This window comes from Aeromonas sp. S15(2024) (genome assembly GCF_041402265.1).
Lineage (GTDB): Bacteria > Pseudomonadota > Gammaproteobacteria > Enterobacterales > Aeromonadaceae > Aeromonas > Aeromonas dhakensis.
The window spans coordinates 154,679-171,547 of sequence record NZ_JBGLQY010000005.1; the positions used below are offsets into that span (position 1 = coordinate 154,679).

The window sequence follows — 16,869 nt, forward strand, 5'->3', positions numbered from 1 at the left end:
TACCAAATCATCTGAACTGCACCGCCTGGTGTGGCGGGCGAGCGCCATCATATTGGATCGCCATCAATACTCAATATATCCAGAGAAACATATCCCGCGCCATCTTTTATAGATTGTTACAATTAACTGCCAAAACAACGGGATAACCCCCCTATCTCGGGATAGTCCCGGGCGGGACATTGGGGGAAGATAAGGCGCTTTTCACCTCTCAGGAACCTCACGATGCGATACCGACTCTCCCTGCTGCTCTTGCTGATCTGCTCCCCCCTGCAGGCGGCCGAGCCACTCTGGCTGCGCGAGCCCGCCCTCTCCCCCGACGGCAAGCAGCTTGCCTTCACCTGGCAGGGCCGCGTCTACCTGAGTGCGGGGGATGGTGGCAGCGCCGTGCCCCTCACCGACGGCAGCTATCTGAGCCAGCGCCCGCTCTGGTCGCCGGATGGCAAGCTCATAGCCTTTGCCGCCAACCTCTACGGCAACGAGGACGTGTTCGTGGTGCCGAGTCGCGGCGGCGAGATGGTGCGGCTGACCCGCGACTCGCTCCCCGATCTGCCCCAGGCCTTCAGCGCCGATGGCAAGCAGCTGCTGCTGAGCAGCCAGCGCCTGACCAACCCCGACGCCGATCACTTCGTGGCGGAGGGGTATCGGGCCAGCAACCTCTACTGGACGCCAGTTACCGGCGGCCCGCTGACCCCGGCCCAGCCCCTGCCGGCCACCCTGGCCCGCCCCCACGGCAACCAGCTGGCCTACCAGATGCCGGGCATGGACCAGCCGTTTCGCAAGCATCAGCACTCGTTCGCCGTCTCCCGGCTCTGGCTGTTTGACGGCAAGCAGCATCGCCAGCTGACCGAAGACAGGGTAGCCGCCAGCGATCCGGTCTGGGATGAGCAGGGCAAGCAGCTCTACTACCTGAGCGAGCGCAGCGGCGACTTCAACGTCTGGCAACGGGATCTGGCCAGCGGCCAGGATCGCCAGCTCACCCACTTCAAGGGTCACCCGGTGCGCGGCCTCAGTGCCTCCCGCCAGGGGGATCTGGTCTGGTCCTGGCAGGGGGAGCTCTACCGCCTCGATGCAGGCAGCGACACCCCGCACAAGCTCGCCATCCAACCGCTGTTCGCCAAGGTGCCGGCCGAACAGAGCTGGCAGCCCGGCCCCATCGACGAGGCCATCGCCCGCCAGGACGGAGAAGAGGTGATCCTGGTCAGCCAGGGGGATCTCTACGCGGTCGACACCCAGCGCGAGCGGGTACGCCAGCTCACCCGCCACCCCAGCGAGCAGTCAGCGCCGCGCTATCTGGATAAAGAGCAGACACTCATCTACCTCTCCGAACAGGAGGGGCCGGCGGCGCTGTATCGCCTCAAGAAGGCGCAGCCCGACACCCTGTTCAGCGCGCCCGGCACCCTGATCGAGGAGAAGCTGCTGGCAATCCCGGGCGCAGCCATCAGCGTGCCGACCCTCTCCCCCGACGGCAAACAGCTCGCCTTCGTGGTGGATGGCCAGGCCGTGCACCTGCTGGACTTGGCCAGCGGCAAGCAGCGCCAGCTGGTCGCCGCCGAGTTCAACCCCTCCCGCCATGCGGTGGAGCTGACCTTTGCCCCCGACTCGCGCCACCTGGCGCTGACCATCCAGCCCGACTCCAGCCAGCAGGAGATCGCCGTCATCGACACCCGGGATGCCAAGGCCAAGCCGGTCAACGTCAGCCTCAACGGCTATCGGGATGGTGAGCCGGCCTGGAGCCAGGATGGCGGCATCCTCTACTGGCAATCCACCAAGTACGGCGTGCTGGGCGCCGATGGCGAGCCCCTCGGCGGCAGCCTGCTCGGTCTCTACAGCAGCCGCGCCGCCAGAAGCGATTTCCTTGCCGAACAGGCGCCGCCCAAGGCTGGCTACGGCTTCGAAACCGACCGGCTGGCACACCGAGAGGCGCTGCAGTTGCAGCCAGAGGGCACCGTCCTCGCCAGCCGCATCGTCGACGATCACCTGGTCTATCTGGTGGAGACCAGCGGGGCCAACGGCGAGAGCGAGATCAAGGGCTACGCCCGGGATCTGCGCAAGGGCGAGACCAAGCTGCTGTTTGCCGAACAGCCGGGGCCGGCGCTGGCCAGCCTCAACCAGGATGCCAGCCTCGCCACCCTGGTGCGGGAGGGGGAAATAGCCCTCATCGATACCCGCTCCGGCGAGGCCAGCAGCCACCCCTTCAATCTGCTGATCACCGCCAGCTGGCAGGATCGGATGAGCGCCGCCTTCGACCAGATCACCCGCCTCACCCGGGACGAATTCTACCGGGCCGACATGAACGGGGTGGACTGGGACAGCTACGTGGCCGCCTATCGCCGCCTGCTGCCCGGCATCAGCAACGAGCGTGACTTCGGCAACCTGCTGGCGGAGCTGGCCGGCGAGCTCAATGTCTCCCACACCTGGGGCAGCGTCCCCGACTCCTCCCTGCGCATGCCGGACGACACCGCCAGCCTCGGCGGCTACTGGCGCGAGCGGCAGGGAGCGGTCGAGCTGACCGCCCTGCTGGCCGGCGGCCCGCTGGAGCAGGAGACGGACCTGGCGCCGGGCGCCCGTCTGCTGGCCGTCAACGGCACCGAACTGCACAGCCTCAACGAGCTGGATGCCCTGCTCAACCATCAGGCCGGCCAGCGGCTGGCCCTCACCCTGCTGCCCAAGGGGGCCAAGGAGCCGCACCAGCTGGAGGTCACCGCCATCGACCAGCAGCAGGAGTATCAGCTGCAGCTCGACGGCTGGGTCGCCAAGCGCCGCAACCAGGTAGAACAGTTGAGCCAGGGGCGGGTCGGCTACGTCTATCTGCCGGGGATGAACAGCGCCGTCTATGAGGAGGTGGTGGCCGACGCCCTCGGTCGCCAGCGCAACCGCGAGGCGCTGATCGTCGACGTGCGCTTCAACAAGGGGGGTTATCTGGCCAACACCCTGGTGGAGTTCCTGACCGGCAGCGGCAGCGCCCAGGGCATGGCCAGCAGCTGGCCGCGCCTTGGCAAGGGTGAGACGGACGCCGCCACCCGCCAGTGGACCAAGCCCTCGGTGGTGCTGGTCAATGCGGGCAGCTACTCGGAAGGCTCGGCCTTTCCCCAGTACTACCGCACCCTCAAGGTGGGGCCCATCGTCGGTGAGCCGGTGCCGGGCACCGGCACCATGGTGTACGGCCACACCTCCAGGCTGATCCCGGGCCTCGCCTACGGCATCCCGACCCTGGGACTGCGCAACCCCGACGGCACCCTGTACGAGAACCAGGAGCTGATCCCGGACGTGCAGGTGGCGCTGACCCCGGCCGACATGGTGGCGGGGCGCGATCCCCAGCTGGCAGCCGCGGTGCAGGCCGCCCTCGCCCAGCTACCGGCGGCCAGATAAGTCCGCCATAAAAAGAGGAGCCGGCCGGGCTTGCCCGGTCGGCTCCTTTGACAGACAGACATCAAGGGCGCCCCGCCTGTTGCGGGGCGCCCTTGTTGCATCAGGCCGGCTGCGTCTCGGCCGGCTGGCGGGCCAGTGCCAGCTGATACCTGTGCTCGGCCAGCTCCAGCTCACGGCGCGCCTCGTCCACCTTGCCGTCGGCACTCTTCACCGCGGCCACCAGCTGGTTGTAGCGATCCCAGCTGCCGTTGTACTCCTTCACCTCGGCCTGGTAACGCTGGCTGATCTCGTTGGACTGGCGAATGATGGCGTTGTTCTCATCGTGCAGCTGATCGATGCGGGTGCTCAGGCCCGCCTGGATGGCGCGGATCCGGCGATACTCTTCCGGGCCGTAGCTGCCGCTGTAGCTGTTGTACTCGCGCACCAGCCGGTTGATCTCCTGCACCGTCTGGCGGTTGCGCTGGTTCAGCTGGTTCAGCTCGCGCTGGTAGCGATCAAAGTTGCCCTTGAGCGTCTGCTGGCGATCCTGCAGGGCGGTTCTGGCCGCCACCTGCTGGCTGTAGTGCTCCTGGGCCGCCGCCAGGTCCTGGCGCCGGGTTTCGAGGGAGCGTTCCAGCTCGCCCAGATCCGGCAGCGCTTCCGTTACCATGGTGGGGTAGAAGGCGGCGATCTGCGGCGTGGTCACCTTCAGCGCCCGCACCGCATCGGCCCCGTTGGCCTGATCCCGGTAATCCACGCCGCACGGCTGCCCCTTGCAGACCAGGTCCGGGCTGGAGAACTTGTACTCGTGGTTGTAGACCCCGAAGCTGGAGGGATAGGCCATCACGGTGGCGAAGGAACCCCGCACCCCGTGCCCCAGCGCATAGTGATAAGTGCCCCCCGTGCCATCTTGCAGGCGGGAGTGGTTGAGCCCCATGTTGTGACCCAGCTCGTGCGCCAGCACCACGTCGCCACAGCCGGTGGCCGTGACATGGCTGAACATGCTGCCGGCATCCTGGGAGACATCCCCGTCGGCATACGCCTTGCGGCCATCGCTATAGGTCGCGGAACCACCAACCCAGGCCAGCCCGCAGCTGCCGTGGTCACCGGTCTGGGGGCGCATCAGCACCACCATGTCGGCGCCATAACGGGTGCGCAGGGTCGGTACCTGCTTGAAAGCCGGATCCTGCTGGTAGGTCACCGCGTTGAGCGCGGATTCGTCGGTGCCGCCATCCGGGTAGTTGACCTGCTGGTCGTGCACGCTCCGCACCGTCAGATCCAGGCCGCTGGCGGCATAGATCTGGTTGGTGACGTTGATCATGTGCTGGATCCGGGTCTGCGCATCCCCCTGATAGCGGGCCGCCAGCCCCGGGCTGTGCAGCACCATCAGGTCGATGGTTTCCGCCAGCACCGGGGTCGCCCCGAGCAATCCCGCAATCATGATCCCCAAGGTAGTTTTCTGCATGTGATCTTCCTTTTCTGTTGTTATTGGTGAGTCGGGATCAGGGCGTCATCGCCGCCATGACCCAGATCCAGCGGCGGGTTCTTGTAAACCCAGCCCTTGCCTCCCAGGGTCTCGACGGAGTAACTGCCTTGCGGCGTGCCGATGAACCCGAAAGTCGCTTGCTTGCCGACGGTGAAATTGACCGGATAGCTGTCACCGTCGACCCGAATCTCCCCTTGCCAGTTGCGCTCCCCGCCCCGCTGCAGCTCGACCTTTGTCACCCTGGCCTGCAGGGTACTGCCATCCGGCAGCGGCAGGGCTACGCTGTCACCCACCTGGGCCCGCTCCAGATCGCTGCCCTGCAGGGCGATCGGCTGGGGTTGCTCGACCGCATCGCCGGGCTCCGCCAGCGGAAAGTCCGCATCCACCTCGGCCGCCTGCCAGGGGGTCTCCAGCTGCTGGCTGCCATCTTCCCGCAGCCGATCCGGCTTGGTGGGGGGCGTGACCGGCGCCGGCTTGAGTTCGGGTACCGGCATGGCGGCGAGTGGCGTCAGCTCCACCAGCGGGGCCGACTCTGCCGCACGCGCCTCATCCCCTGTCGTCACTGCGCCGGGCGCCACCGGCTGCGACCACAGCCACCAGCCGATCACCCCGGCCAAGAGGGCGCACAATGCCAGCCCAAGCCCCCATTTCGCTCTCTTCATACTGATACTCCAGTCAAAAACAATCCTTATAAAACAATGAATTGCATTCAAAGTGAGGGGGCATGCTAGAAACTGGCGACAAGGCTGGCACCCCCCTATATGGGGCGTCTGAAAAATCGACGCTAGTGTTTGCGCACATCCATTTGAGTCGACAAAGCCAGCGCTGGCGGGGGCTGAGGAAGGGTTCGAATGATGCTTTTTTACTGCGATAAAACGTCCGTGAAAGCGACCGGCATGACTCCCTTCACCCCATATGGGTTAAGCAGATTTGGCTGTACCGGGAGGCGGGCGGCGGCGTACCCTGATGGCATTGATCAGGTCAAGGATGTTGCATGAACGGTTTGCGGATAACGGCGCCAGCACTGGGCTGGCTGGCAATTTCATGGCTGGCGGCGCCGCTGGCCGCCGCCCCCCTGACCCTGCAGGGCGGGACTCAAAGTTACAGCATCGATCCCGATACCCTGGCCATTGCGGTGAACCGGATCCCGGTCAGCGCGGGCCAGCCCGCCCGCCAGGTCGATCAGCTGCAGCAGGATGACCAGCAGGCCAGCTGGCGCTGGCCCGCCCAGGAGGCCAGGGTGGAGGTCAGGTTGGATGGCGACGACCTGCTGCTGACGCTTGCCAGCGACAGTCCCCGTCAGCTGACCTGGTACAGCCTGCCGAGAAACCAGACCCACCTCTCCCTCGCCATCGGCGAGGGCAGCCGCTTCTCGGTGCGCGACAGCGACTGGCTCGGCTATGTCGGCGACGAGCTGGCCGAGCTCAACACCCACTACGACCTCAAGCTGCCGCTCTGGAGCCAGGATGCGGGCAAGCAGACCTACAGCTGGATCCTGCAGAGCCCCTACGACAACCGGCTCAAGTTCAGCCGCCAGGGGGGCCGGCTGCAGCTGAGCGCCAGCCACGAGTTCAGCAGCTTCAACGCTCAGGCGCCCATGGTGGTGCGGCTGAGCGTGGGGGATGACTGGCTGGCCGGCGCCCGCCGCTACCGGGCGTGGTTGCAGAGCGAGGGGGCCTGGCAATCCCTGGCCGACAAGATTGCCCGCGTCCCGGCCGGCCGGCGACTGATCGGCGCCAGCCATGTCTACCTGTGGGGGGATGCCCTGCTCGATCGGCAGGACGTGAAGGCGTGGCCCGCTCTGCAGGCCAGATTGCAGCAAAAGCCGGAGTGGCTGCAGACCTTCAATGCCGAGGAGCGGGAGGCGCTGGCCGCCGCCCATCCCGAGATCTGGCAGCAGAGCCTGATCATGGCCGGCCTCAACCGGCTGATTGCCAGCCAGCTGCCGCTGCCTGCCCAGCAGGGCCCGCAGGCCCAGAGCAAGGTGCTGGCCCTGCGCCAGCAGTGGGTCAAGGGTCAGCTGGGGGATCTGCTGGTGCCCCAGGAGCGCTGGGGCCAGGGGCTGTCGCTGCCGGTGATCGAGGCGCTGCAGCAGGCGGGACTGCGCAAGCTGTGGCTCGGCACTCCGCAGTGGACGGCGGCCCTGCAGCAGGGCTATGCCCTCACAGCCGCCCAGCGCCAGGGCTATCTGGTGGGCAGCTATGACTCCTACGACACCGCCATCGCGCTCGGCACCAACGACAGCTGGCTCACCGCCCAGCTGCCGCCGGAGATCGGCAAGCGCTGCGCCATCGTCGAGGCCAACGGCAAGCCCAAGCCGGGCTTTGGCGGCGAGGGGGTCTATCTCAACCCCGGCTGCACCCTGCCCTTTGCCAAGAGCCGCATGAGCGAGCTGGCCAAGGCCAGCGGCATCAACAGCCTGTTCCTCGACGTGGATGGCACCGCCATGGCCTCCAACGACTACAACCCGGCCCACCAGCAGGGCAGCCAGGCCATGATCGCCGACCGCAACGCCCGCATGAGCTGGGTGGGGGAGCACCTAGGCTTGGTGCTGGGCTCGGAGGATGGCAACGCCCTCACCAGCAAGCCGCTGCTGTTTGCCCACGGCATCCAGAGCTGGGGCTTTGGCTGGGAGGATGCCGCCATGCGCAAGCAGGCCAAGTCCCCCTACTACCTCGGCAAGTGGTGGCCGGACGAGGCGCCGCAAGTCTTCTTCCAGCCCGCCCGGCTCAAGCCGCGCTACCTGAAGACGGTGTTCAATCCGGCGGATCGGCTGCCCCTCTATCAGGCGGTGTTCCACGACTCCGTGCTCAACAGCCACCACTGGCTGCTGGACAACCTGAAATTCCCCGGCATCAAGGAGGAGCGCGCCCTGCTCGGCCTGCTCTACAACACCCCGCCGCTGGTCAACCTGAGCCGCAGCACGCTGGCCAGTCGCCTGCCGGAGCTGACCCGGCTGAGCGAGCAGTTCGCCCCGCTGCACGAGGCGCTGTGGGACAAGGCGCTGGTGGGCTTTCGCTGGCGTGACGGGGTGGGCCGGGTGCAGGAGACCCGCTTCTCCGACGGCAGCCGGCTGGTGGCCAACTTCAGCTACAACTCCATCATGATCGACGGCCACAAGCTGGCGGGCCGGCAGCTGCTGGTGGCGCTCAAGGGCAAACCGGTCAGCGTGCTGAAGATCCAGGGCTAGGCCCGGCGGGGTGACGGGGGATCAGAAAGGGGCTGCCCCGCCGAGCGAGACAGAGGGCTGCGAATGAAGGTTGAGCCAGCGCCGGCGTAGGGTCTCCAGCGAGCCATCCTGGCGCATCTGGTCGAGGGCCTGCTGCAGGGCCTGCACCTTGGCCGGCTCCGTCGCCAGGTTGAGGGCGAAGTAATACTGCTCGCTGTCGTCATAGACGAACAGCGGGGTGAGCGCCTCGAAGCCGTGCCCCAGCTGGTGCATGTGGAAGGCCGCCCCCAGATCCAGCGCCGTCACCAGCTCCACCCGGCCGCGCAGCAGCATGCGAAACTTGTCCTCCTCGCTGTTGACGCTGACCGGCGCCAGCCCCTGGCGGATCAGCTGCTGGGCCGAGGCTGAGTTGCGTACCACGGCGATCCGGTAGTCGCTCGCCTCCAGCAGGCTGCGGGGCTGGATGTCGGTGCGCGAGCTCAGCCGCCACACCCTGATGGTGCGCGGCCCGACCGGCCCCACCCACTGGAACTGGTGCTCCCGCTCCGGAGTGCGCGCCACCGAGAAGAGGATGCTGCCCGCCCGATAGCGGGCATTCTGATAGGCCCGCGCCCAGGGCAGCAGCTGGATGTCACCGCGCAGCGCCAGGCCGCTGCGCGCCAGCAGAGCCTGCAGCAGATCCACCGAGAAACCGCTCACCGGCTGGCCGGCCAGCTGGTAGTTGTAAGGGGGCATCTGCTCGGTCAGCGCCTGCAGTGCCCGGGCCGGCTGCGCCAGCGACCCCGTCAGCAGCAGCGTGGCCAGCAGCCACCTCCACCGCGCTCTTGTTCCCACCCTCGACTCCTTCCCATGAAAAACAGACCCCTGCCGTGGCAGGGGTCTGACATAACGCATGTTCACCGGCTTGCGCCTCAGTGACTGGTGGTCGCCTCCTGGTAGTGGTGGCGGATCCAGCGTTCGAAGCCGGCCAACATGGCTTCCTCTGAGTCGCTATTGTCGGCGATAAGCTGGTCGCCGTGAACTACCCGAATGCGGGCATCGAGCGGTGCCCCCTCGCCGGCCGGCGGACGCTGACGGGCCGCCGCCATGCAAGCCTCGGCCTGTTGCCACGCCTCGGCCACGCTCTGGTTGCACACCGCGGCCAGCGGGCCGGCGCTGAAGCCCTTGCCGGTCAGGCTGCGCAGGGTCTCGTCATGGGTCATGCCGTTGCCCGGTCCCCAGTAGTGGGCGGCCAGATCCGGCCCGATGCGCGGGTTGTCGGTGAGGTAGCCGTCGCGCTTCAGGAAATAGGCGCGGGTCTGCTCCACCGCCATCAGCGCCAGCAGGTAACCGTGATAGGCACAGGCCGACTCCTGGTTGAGCAGGTGCGGGATGGCCAGCAGCGGACGCGGGCTCTCCACCCCCAGGATCTGGCGCTCCCAGCGGCGGGCCAGCGCCAGCACGGCAGCCGGGGTGCGTTCAGGCTCGTCCATGGCGTAGAGATCCCGCTCAAAGTAAGCCACCAGCGCGATCTGGCGCTCGTTGAAGGCGCGAAACGGCTGGCGTGCCTCGATCATCGCCTTGATCAGCGCATCCGGGATCGGCTCCCCCGCCGCGTTCCTGGCGTAGCGCTTGAGCCAGTCCGCGTCATCCAGCAGGCTGTCGCAGAACATCGACTGGGTCTCGGCGTAGGCCATGGAGGTGGGCGGGAACTCCTGGGAGAAGCAGGGGGCGTTGCCGGTGACGTTGGCAAAGTGCGCCGCATGGCCCCCCTCGTGGAACAGGGTGTTGAGCCCGCTCCAGCCGCTGCCCACTTGGGCCGGGTCGGCCAGGCTGGTGAAGTTGACCACCGCCGGCACCCACTCCCCCTCCTGCCAGAAGCTCGGCACCGGGCCGTGGCAGAAGCCGTTCTCGTATTTCCCCTCCCGGGTCAGCAGATCCAGGGTGAGGCTGGCGCCGCGGTACTGGATGCCGAGGCGGCGGAAGCTCTCGACCCAATCCTGCAAGGCGCGGGAGAAAGGCACGTAAGGGTCGAGCTGGCGGGTCACGTCGCCGCTCACGCTGTAGCGCAGGTTGTGGGGCAGCAGAGCCGCTTCCCCCTTGGCCGCTTTCAGCTCGGCCAGGCTCTGGTGCAACCGCTGCTCGGTGCCGGCGATGAAGTCGTCGAGGATGGCGAACAGCTGCGCCGGGCTCATCTGCTCGTTCTTGTGCACCTTGTAGTCGAAGTAGTCGCGATACCCCATGGCCCGGGCGAAGCGGTTGCGCAGCGCGACTATGGCCAGGTAGCCGTTGTCGACCACCCAGTTTTCCAGGGTGTGGAACATGGCGAGCGCGCTCTGGCGCACCGCCTCGTTGCTACTGGCGGCCAATGCCGTGCTGGCGGCGGGCAGACTGCCGACCACCTCGCGGCCCTGTTCGTCCAGCAAGGTCAGCTTCAGCTCCCGACGGCGGGCGAACAGCGCCGCCTCGGCGGCCACCAGCTCGTCCATCAGGGCGGCGGCGTCCGGCGCCTCGATGACGTTGCATTCGAAGAAGGCGATCCAGCCTGCCAGACCGCGCTTGAGCTCGGTCTCCTCGGCCATGGCATGCATCTCCCGCAGCACCGGCAGGCGCGCCGGATCGGCGCAGAAGGCCTTGTAGGCCTGCTCGGCGGCGGTGAAACCTGCCTGATCGTCACTGGTGCCCATGTAGGTGGACCAGAACAGATCCTCCTTGCGCCTGTGCACCTGCAGGTAGTCGGCGTTGAGCTGGTTGAGATAATTCCTGGCAATGGAACTCATAAATTCCCTCTTGTTATGGGGCAGCACGGGGTGCCCACTCCTTTATTGGTGAAATGCTGACTCATTCACATTTTCTGCAAATAATCCGGCAAATGGTGCGCCGGGATGCGCGCGAACACGCTACCAAAAGCGAGGGTTTCTGTCTGCTGGCTATACTGGTGTCAAACTTCTCAATTGGCGTGCTGTCGCGCCAAGCCTTTGAAAGTTAATTAAATGTTAAATGAAAAATAATCAGGGCCAGCCGACAGACTGGTCACCACCAGACCCGCATGGGAAAGTTAAGGAAGAGACTATGTTCAAGCTCGGTGATATTGCCGTGAGCCGCAAATTGATGCTGTTGCTCTCACTGGCGCTGGTCGGCTTCATCGCACTGCTGCTCATCTCCGCCAGTGCCCTGCAGCGCAATCTGATGAGTGAACGGGAAGCCAGGCTGCAGGCCGTGCTGGATCTGGCCATGAGCCGGATCCAGGCGCTGGCCGCTACCCTGCCCGCCCCGCAGGCGCAGGCCGAGGCCAGGGCCATGCTCAACAGCATGCGCTTTGACGGTGACAACTACCTGTTCGTGCTGGACGAGAACCGCCGGATGCTGGTGCACCCCGTCCGGCCCGAGCTGGTCGGCCAGCAGATGGGCGAGAGCGGATCCGCCACCGCCGGCGCGCACTGGCAGCGGATGGTGGATCTCGGCAGAGGGGGTCAGCAGGGTCGGCTGGAGTACCAGTGGGTCTCCCCCTCCGGCGAATCGGCCCAGAAACTGTCGCTGGTGGCCGGCTATCAGCCCTGGGGCTGGATCCTCGGCTCCGGCGTGCTGCTGCAGGACATCCAGGCCACCATCTGGTCCCAGTATCAGCTGATGGGGGGCGCCACCCTGCTGGTGACCCTGCTGATGGGGCTGCTGGGCTTTGCCATCAGCCGCTCCATCGTCAACCCGCTGGCCGAGATCAACCGGGCCATGCAGCAGGTGGCCGCCGGCGATCTGGTGGTGAGCATCCCGGTGCACGGCAAAGATGAGTTGGGGGCCGTCGCCAGCTGCACCAACCAGGGGCTCAGCGCCATCCGGCACGCCCTGCTGGAGGCGAGCCAGGGGGCCGGCAACGTGGCAGATGCCGCCCTGCGCATCGCCGCCTCCGCCGAACAGACCAACCAGGCGGTCAACAGCCAGCGGGATCAGTTGGCCCAGCTCGCCACCGCCATGAACGAGATGAGCGCCACCATCGCCGACGTGGCCGGCCACGCCGAGAACACCGCCCGCGATACCCAGGACGCCACCAGCGAGGCCGGGCTCGGCAACCGGGACGTGCACGCCAGCGTGCACGGCATCCAGGCGCTGGCCAGCGAGGTGGAGCAGGCCACCCTGCAGGTCAACCAGCTCAAGGAGGGGGTGATGCAGATAAGCGAGGTGACGGCGGTCATCAGCGCCATCTCGGAGCAGACCAACCTGCTGGCCCTCAACGCCGCCATCGAGGCGGCCCGCGCCGGCGAGCAGGGCCGTGGCTTTGCCGTGGTGGCCGACGAGGTTCGCCAGCTGGCGAGCCGCACCCGCCAGTCCACCGAGGAGATCCAGAGCACCATAGCCCAGCTGCAGCAGCGGGCGGTGAGTGCGGCCGACGCCATGGACGCCAGCCGCAAGCTGGCGGAGAGCAGCGTCGGCCAGTCCGAGAAGGCGGGCCAGGATCTCTCCCTCATCGTCAACCACATCCAGCACGTCAGCGACATGGCGACCCAGATCGCCACTGCGGCGGAGCAGCAGAGCATGGTGGCGGAGGACATGAACCGCAACGTCAGCGGCATCAACGACTCGGCGCTGGAGATGTCCCAGTCAGCCTCCCAGCTGGCTCAGGAGAGCGAGCTGCTGGCCGGACTCTCCCGCAGCCTGGACGAGCGGCTGGCCCTGTTCAAACTGGGCTCGGCCAGCCACCAGCCGGCGACCCAGCCGCGGGTGCCGCAACCGCCGCGGCAGGAGGATCGCCCGCGCCTCCGCCACTGATCCGTCCTGGCTTGTCGCAGCGCACGCCCCCGCCAGATCGGCTGGCGGGGGCGTTTTTCATTGCGAAAAAATGCCAAATATTTGCATCTTGTCGACCTGTTCGACGAACTTGATGCCGTGACGCCGAGTTAATAGCCATTTAAAAACAGAAAGTTAAGTGTTTGCTCTACTCCGATGAGGTCAAGCTGTAAAGATTTACACTTAATTATTTAATCAAAAATAGTCATGATGAGTTGTCGCCAAACGCGACACCATGACCCTTTATGTAGTCATTTGGCAAACTGGTTGAAAGGCCAGGACGCAAAGCCTCCGGTCTAAAGACATGTCGTCCAGGATAGCGGGGTTGCCACACAGTGTTTCGGGGAACGCCCCTGCCAACTTGACTGCCCACATCTGTCGAACAGAGGAATGTATGGCAGCAAAAATTCAACTCAATCACGTCGCTGCAACCCTGGCCCTGCTGGTCAGTGGCAGCGTGCTCGCCCACGGCTACATCAGCCAGCCGGAGTCGCGCAACTATCTGTGCAAAACCGGCGGCAACAGCCAGTGCGGCGCGGTGCAATGGGAACCCCAGAGCGTGGAAGGCCCCTCCGGCTTCCCGAATGGTGGCCCTGCCGACGGCCAGATCGCCTCGGCCGGCAGCGCCAGCTGGAGCGAGCTGAACGCCCAGACCAGCGACCGCTGGACCCGCCGCGAGGTACAGGCCGGCCCCTTCGCCATCAGCTGGACCTTCACCGCCAATCACGTCACCCGCAACTGGCGCTACTACCTCACCAAGCAGGACTGGAACCCGAACCAGCCACTGACTCGCGCCTCCTTCGAGCTCACTCCCTTCTGCGTGGTGGACGGCAACATGACCCAGCCGCCCAAGCAGGTCACCCACCAGTGCAACCTGCCCGAGCGCACCGGCTATCAGGTGATCCTGGGAGTGTGGGAAGTGGGTGACACCAGCAACAGCTTCTATAACGTGATCGACGCCAACTTCAAGGGCGGCACCCAGCCACCGCTGGAATGGAGCCAGGGCGGCACCATCTACCCCTCCACCGAGCTGGCGGTCGGCGACAAGGCCAGAACCCTGGTGTTCGACGCCAACGGCGTGCGCCCCGATCTGCAGACCGAGCTGACCATCGCCAGCCCGGAGCAGGGCCAGAAGAACAACTGGACCCACGCCCTGGCGAGCAAGATCAATGCAGAGCAGAGCCAGATCCGCGCCGGCCAGCAGAGCGGTGAAGGCCAGTTCAACCCCGTCTACGGCCAGAACCCGGTCTACTTCAAGGCCGGCAGCACGCTGGAGCGGGTCGAGATCCAGCTCGAACAGCAGCAGCCACCGGTGAGCAACAGCGTCAGCGTGAGCGGCCTGGAGAGCGACTACCTGCTCGACGAGGGCAAGCTGACCCTCAACTTTACCGTGGCCGCCGAGGGTGATCTGACTGTCACCAACACCCTGTATGATCACGCTGGGGCCGCCAAGGGACAGACCAGCGCCGACATCAAGGACAGCAGCCACAGCTTCACCATGCCGCTCACCGGGCTCAGCGCCGGTCACCACCAGCTGGTGATCGAGGGCAAACCCAAGGCCGGTGGCGATGCGGTGCAGCAGACCCTGGATCTGATGCTCAAGGATCCGGCCGCCGGCGGTGACTACCAGTTCACCTTCCCGGAGGGGCTCAAATCCTACACCGACGGCACCAAGGTGCTGCAGCCCAAGAACGGCAAGGTCTACCAGTGCAAGCCCTTCCCCTATCGCGGCTGGTGCAGCCAGTGGTCGGCCAGTGCCACCCAGTATGAACCCGGGGTCGGTAGCAATTGGCAGGATGCCTGGATCCTGGTCAACTGATCCGCAGGCACAGCACGACACCATCAACAAAACGGGGAGCCACTGGCTCCCCGTTTTCTCTGGTGTTCTCTGCTGTGACAGCTCAGATCTGGAAATCGATGGCGGGCTCGCCGCCCATGGCGCGGGCCTGAATGTCCGCCAGCGCCAGCTCAGGGTTGCAGAGCTGGATGAACTGCCAGGCGAAGTTGTGCTGGAACTGCCCCTGCTTGAGGCCGATCCAGGCGGTGTGGGGCGCAAACAGCCGGCTGCCGTCCAGCTGCACCAGCCCCTTGTCGCGCTGGGTGTCGAACGCCATGTCCGCCAGTATGCCCACCCCCATCTCCAGCTCGACATAGGTCTTGATGACGTCGGAGTCCTGTGCGGTCAACAGGATCTGCGGGGCGATACCGGCCTCGGCAAACGCCTCGTCCACCCGCGCCCGCCCGGTCAGCCCGGCCTGATAGGTGATGATGGGCCACTGGGCCAGCGCCGCCAGGGTCAGCTCCTGCTCGGCACTGAGCGGATGCTGCTCCGGCACCACTATGTTGTGGTGCCAGCGGTAGTAGGGAAACGCCACCACCCCTTCGCTCTTGTCGAGCTGCTCGCTGCTGATGCCGATGTCCACCTCGCCGGTCTGCACCAGCCGCACTATCTCCTCCGGACCGCCCTGGCGCAGCTCCAGCTGCACCAGCGGGAACTGCTCGCGAAACGCCTTCACCACCCGCGGCAGGGCGTAGCGGGCCTGGGTGTGGGTGGTCGCCACCAGCAGCCGGCCCGAGTCGCGGTTGGCGAAGGTGCTGGCCAGCTTGCGGATGTTCTCGGCATCCCCGAGGATGCGCTCGGCGATCACCAGCAGCTCCTTGCCCGGCTCTGTCATGCCGAGCAGCCGCTTGCCGTAGCGGATGAACAACTCGATCCCCAGCTCCTCTTCCAGCTCGCGGATATGGCGGCTGACCCCGGACTGGGAGGTAAACAGGGCATTGGCCACCTCGGTCAGGTTGTAATCCCGCCGTGCTGCCTCCCGAATGATTCGCAACTGCTGAAAATTCACGTCATCGCCTCCTGCGCTGACCGGCCGGTCGGGGCCCTCCCCGCCGCCTTGTTGTTATCTTGTCTGGCTGCCCGAGCCTGAACTCTGACCGCCATACTGCCCCTGTTGCATCCCAGGCGGGCAGACCCCGCCCTGGTCACGCTGCTTGCCTGCACGGCCCTCCAGGGGCTTGCTACTTAAATCTGGTAATCCGGGTAGAGCTGGGCCTGTCTGGCCACCAGCCGCACCCCCTGGCCCGGGCTGAAGGCGCGGGCCGCCTCCTTGCTCAGCTCGGCCTCGAAGTGTGCACCGTTTGTATCCCCATTGCCACGCAGTTCCACCCGGATGCGCGGCCCCATGGGCAGCAATCTGGTGATGGTGGCGCTGATGCCGCCCGGCGCATCCGCCGGCACTATCTCCAGCTCGTGGGGACGCACATAGGCGACGGCCGCGCTGCCCTCCGCCAGCTGGGAGCTGATGGGCCCGCCCAGCAGCTGCTCGCCGATGCCGAGCCCCTGCCCGGCCACCCGGCCGCGAAACAGGTTCACGCTGCCGAGGAAGCTGTGCACGAAGGAGCTGGCGGGCTGGTCGTAGACCTCGGCCGGGGTACCGATCTGCTCGACCCTGCCGGCGTTCATCAACACCACCCGATCCGCCACCTCCAGCGCCTCCTCCTGATCGTGGGTGACGAACAGGCTGGTGACGTGCAGCTCGTCGTGCAGCTCGCGCAGCCAGCGGCGCAGCTCCTTGCGCACCTGGGCGTCGAGGGCGCCGAAGGGCTCATCCAACAACAGCACCTTGGGCTGCACCGCCAGCGCGCGGGCCAGCGCGACCCGCTGACGCTGGCCGCCGGAGAGCTGGGTCGGGTAGCGCGCGGCCACATGGCTGAGCTGCACCAGATCCAGCAGCTCCTTGACCCGGGCGCGGATCGCCGCCTCGGCCGGTCGCTCGCGGCGCGGCTTGACCCGCAGGCCAAACGCCACGTTCTCGAACACCGTCATGTGGCGAAACAGGGCGTAGTGCTGGAACACGAAGCCGACGTTGCGCTCTCGCACGTGCAGATCCGAGGCATCCTCGCCGCGGATGATGACGTGGCCGCTGTCGGCCTGCTCCAGCCCGGCGATGATCCGCAGCAAGGTGGTCTTGCCGCAGCCGGAGGGGCCGAGCAGCGCCACCAACTCACCGTCGTGAAAGTCGAGGTTGATGTCGGCCAGCGCCGCGTACTGGTTGAAATGCTTGTTGAGTCCTTGTACCTGAATGCTCATGGCAGCCTCTTG

General features: G+C 66.2%; 10 protein-coding genes and 1 riboswitch. Of the genes, 4 read left to right on the plus strand and 6 right to left on the minus strand.

The features are described 5' to 3' along the window. Positions 1-222: 222 nt before the first annotated feature. Positions 223-3,369 (plus strand): S41 family peptidase, encoded by a 3,147-nt coding sequence (locus tag ACB033_RS13035; RefSeq protein WP_139725774.1) that lies wholly within the window; start codon positions 223-225, stop codon positions 3,367-3,369. Between the two features lie 100 nt (positions 3,370-3,469). Here the strand turns inward: ACB033_RS13035 and ACB033_RS13040 are convergent, their stop codons facing one another. Beyond that, the gene (locus tag ACB033_RS13040; RefSeq protein ID WP_139725775.1) at positions 3,470-4,813 is read right to left on the minus strand and encodes a zinc-dependent metalloprotease; all 1,344 of its coding nucleotides are present in this window, start codon (positions 4,811-4,813) and stop codon (positions 3,470-3,472) included. 20 nt (positions 4,814-4,833) lie between these two features. Further along, entirely contained in the window at positions 4,834-5,496 is a 663-nt protein-coding gene (locus tag ACB033_RS13045; RefSeq protein ID WP_162519912.1) for a hypothetical protein, read from the minus strand. 332 nt (positions 5,497-5,828) lie between these two features. On the opposite strand from ACB033_RS13045, the gene ACB033_RS13050 reads away from it, so the two are divergent. Next, a complete protein-coding gene (locus ACB033_RS13050) occupies positions 5,829-8,024 on the plus strand; it encodes a glycoside hydrolase (RefSeq protein ID WP_371140549.1) in 2,196 nt (731 codons plus the stop codon). 21 nt (positions 8,025-8,045) lie between these two features. Here ACB033_RS13050 and ACB033_RS13055 read toward each other — a convergent pair whose 3' ends face one another. Continuing rightward, entirely contained in the window at positions 8,046-8,837 is a 792-nt protein-coding gene (locus ACB033_RS13055) for an ABC transporter substrate-binding protein (RefSeq protein WP_139725778.1), read from the minus strand. 77 nt (positions 8,838-8,914) lie between these two features. Next, positions 8,915-10,762 carry a M3 family metallopeptidase gene (locus tag ACB033_RS13060; protein ID WP_139725779.1) on the minus strand — a complete coding sequence of 616 codons (1,848 nt, stop codon included), beginning with the start codon at positions 10,760-10,762 and terminating at the stop codon, positions 8,915-8,917. A 292-nt stretch (positions 10,763-11,054) separates the two neighbouring features. Here ACB033_RS13060 and ACB033_RS13065 point away from each other — a divergent pair, with 292 nt between their 5' ends. Both ACB033_RS13065 and gbpA read left to right on the plus strand, forming a co-directional pair. Then, positions 11,055-12,746 carry a methyl-accepting chemotaxis protein gene (locus tag ACB033_RS13065; RefSeq protein ID WP_126881070.1) on the plus strand — a complete coding sequence of 564 codons (1,692 nt, stop codon included), beginning with the start codon at positions 11,055-11,057 and terminating at the stop codon, positions 12,744-12,746. Positions 12,747-13,011: 265 nt separating this feature from the next. Beyond that, a riboswitch (cyclic di-GMP riboswitch) is annotated at positions 13,012-13,097 on the plus strand. Positions 13,098-13,158: 61 nt separating this feature from the next. Continuing rightward, positions 13,159-14,583 carry an N-acetylglucosamine-binding protein GbpA gene (gbpA, locus tag ACB033_RS13070; protein ID WP_371140550.1) on the plus strand — a complete coding sequence of 475 codons (1,425 nt, stop codon included), beginning with the start codon at positions 13,159-13,161 and terminating at the stop codon, positions 14,581-14,583. 82 nt (positions 14,584-14,665) lie between these two features. Here the strand turns inward: gbpA and cbl are convergent, their stop codons facing one another. Beyond that, positions 14,666-15,613: an HTH-type transcriptional regulator Cbl gene (gene cbl / locus ACB033_RS13075; protein ID WP_005308577.1), complete on the minus strand. Its 948-nt coding sequence runs from the start codon at positions 15,611-15,613 to the stop codon at positions 14,666-14,668. Between the two features lie 176 nt (positions 15,614-15,789). Further along, positions 15,790-16,857, minus strand: a complete 1,068-nt coding sequence (locus ACB033_RS13080) for a sulfate/molybdate ABC transporter ATP-binding protein (RefSeq protein WP_258118946.1) — start codon at positions 16,855-16,857, stop codon at positions 15,790-15,792. Positions 16,858-16,869: the final 12 nt, after the last annotated feature.

What these genes read in the sequence shown, in the direction of transcription:
- ACB033_RS13035 (WP_139725774.1), top strand. Translation starts at nt 223, where the DNA reads ATGCGATACCGACTCTCCCTGCTGCTCTTGCTGATCTGCTCCCCCCTG.
- gbpA (WP_371140550.1), top strand. Translation starts at nt 13,159, where the DNA reads ATGGCAGCAAAAATTCAACTCAATCACGTCGCTGCAACCCTGGCCCTG.
- ACB033_RS13050 (WP_371140549.1), top strand. Translation starts at nt 5,829, where the DNA reads ATGAACGGTTTGCGGATAACGGCGCCAGCACTGGGCTGGCTGGCAATT.
- ACB033_RS13045 (WP_162519912.1), bottom strand. Translation starts at nt 5,496, where the DNA reads ATGAAGAGAGCGAAATGGGGGCTTGGGCTGGCATTGTGCGCCCTCTTG.
- ACB033_RS13060 (WP_139725779.1), bottom strand. Translation starts at nt 10,762, where the DNA reads ATGAGTTCCATTGCCAGGAATTATCTCAACCAGCTCAACGCCGACTAC.
- ACB033_RS13080 (WP_258118946.1), bottom strand. Translation starts at nt 16,857, where the DNA reads ATGAGCATTCAGGTACAAGGACTCAACAAGCATTTCAACCAGTACGCG.
- ACB033_RS13040 (WP_139725775.1), bottom strand. Translation starts at nt 4,813, where the DNA reads ATGCAGAAAACTACCTTGGGGATCATGATTGCGGGATTGCTCGGGGCG.
- ACB033_RS13065 (WP_126881070.1), top strand. Translation starts at nt 11,055, where the DNA reads ATGTTCAAGCTCGGTGATATTGCCGTGAGCCGCAAATTGATGCTGTTG.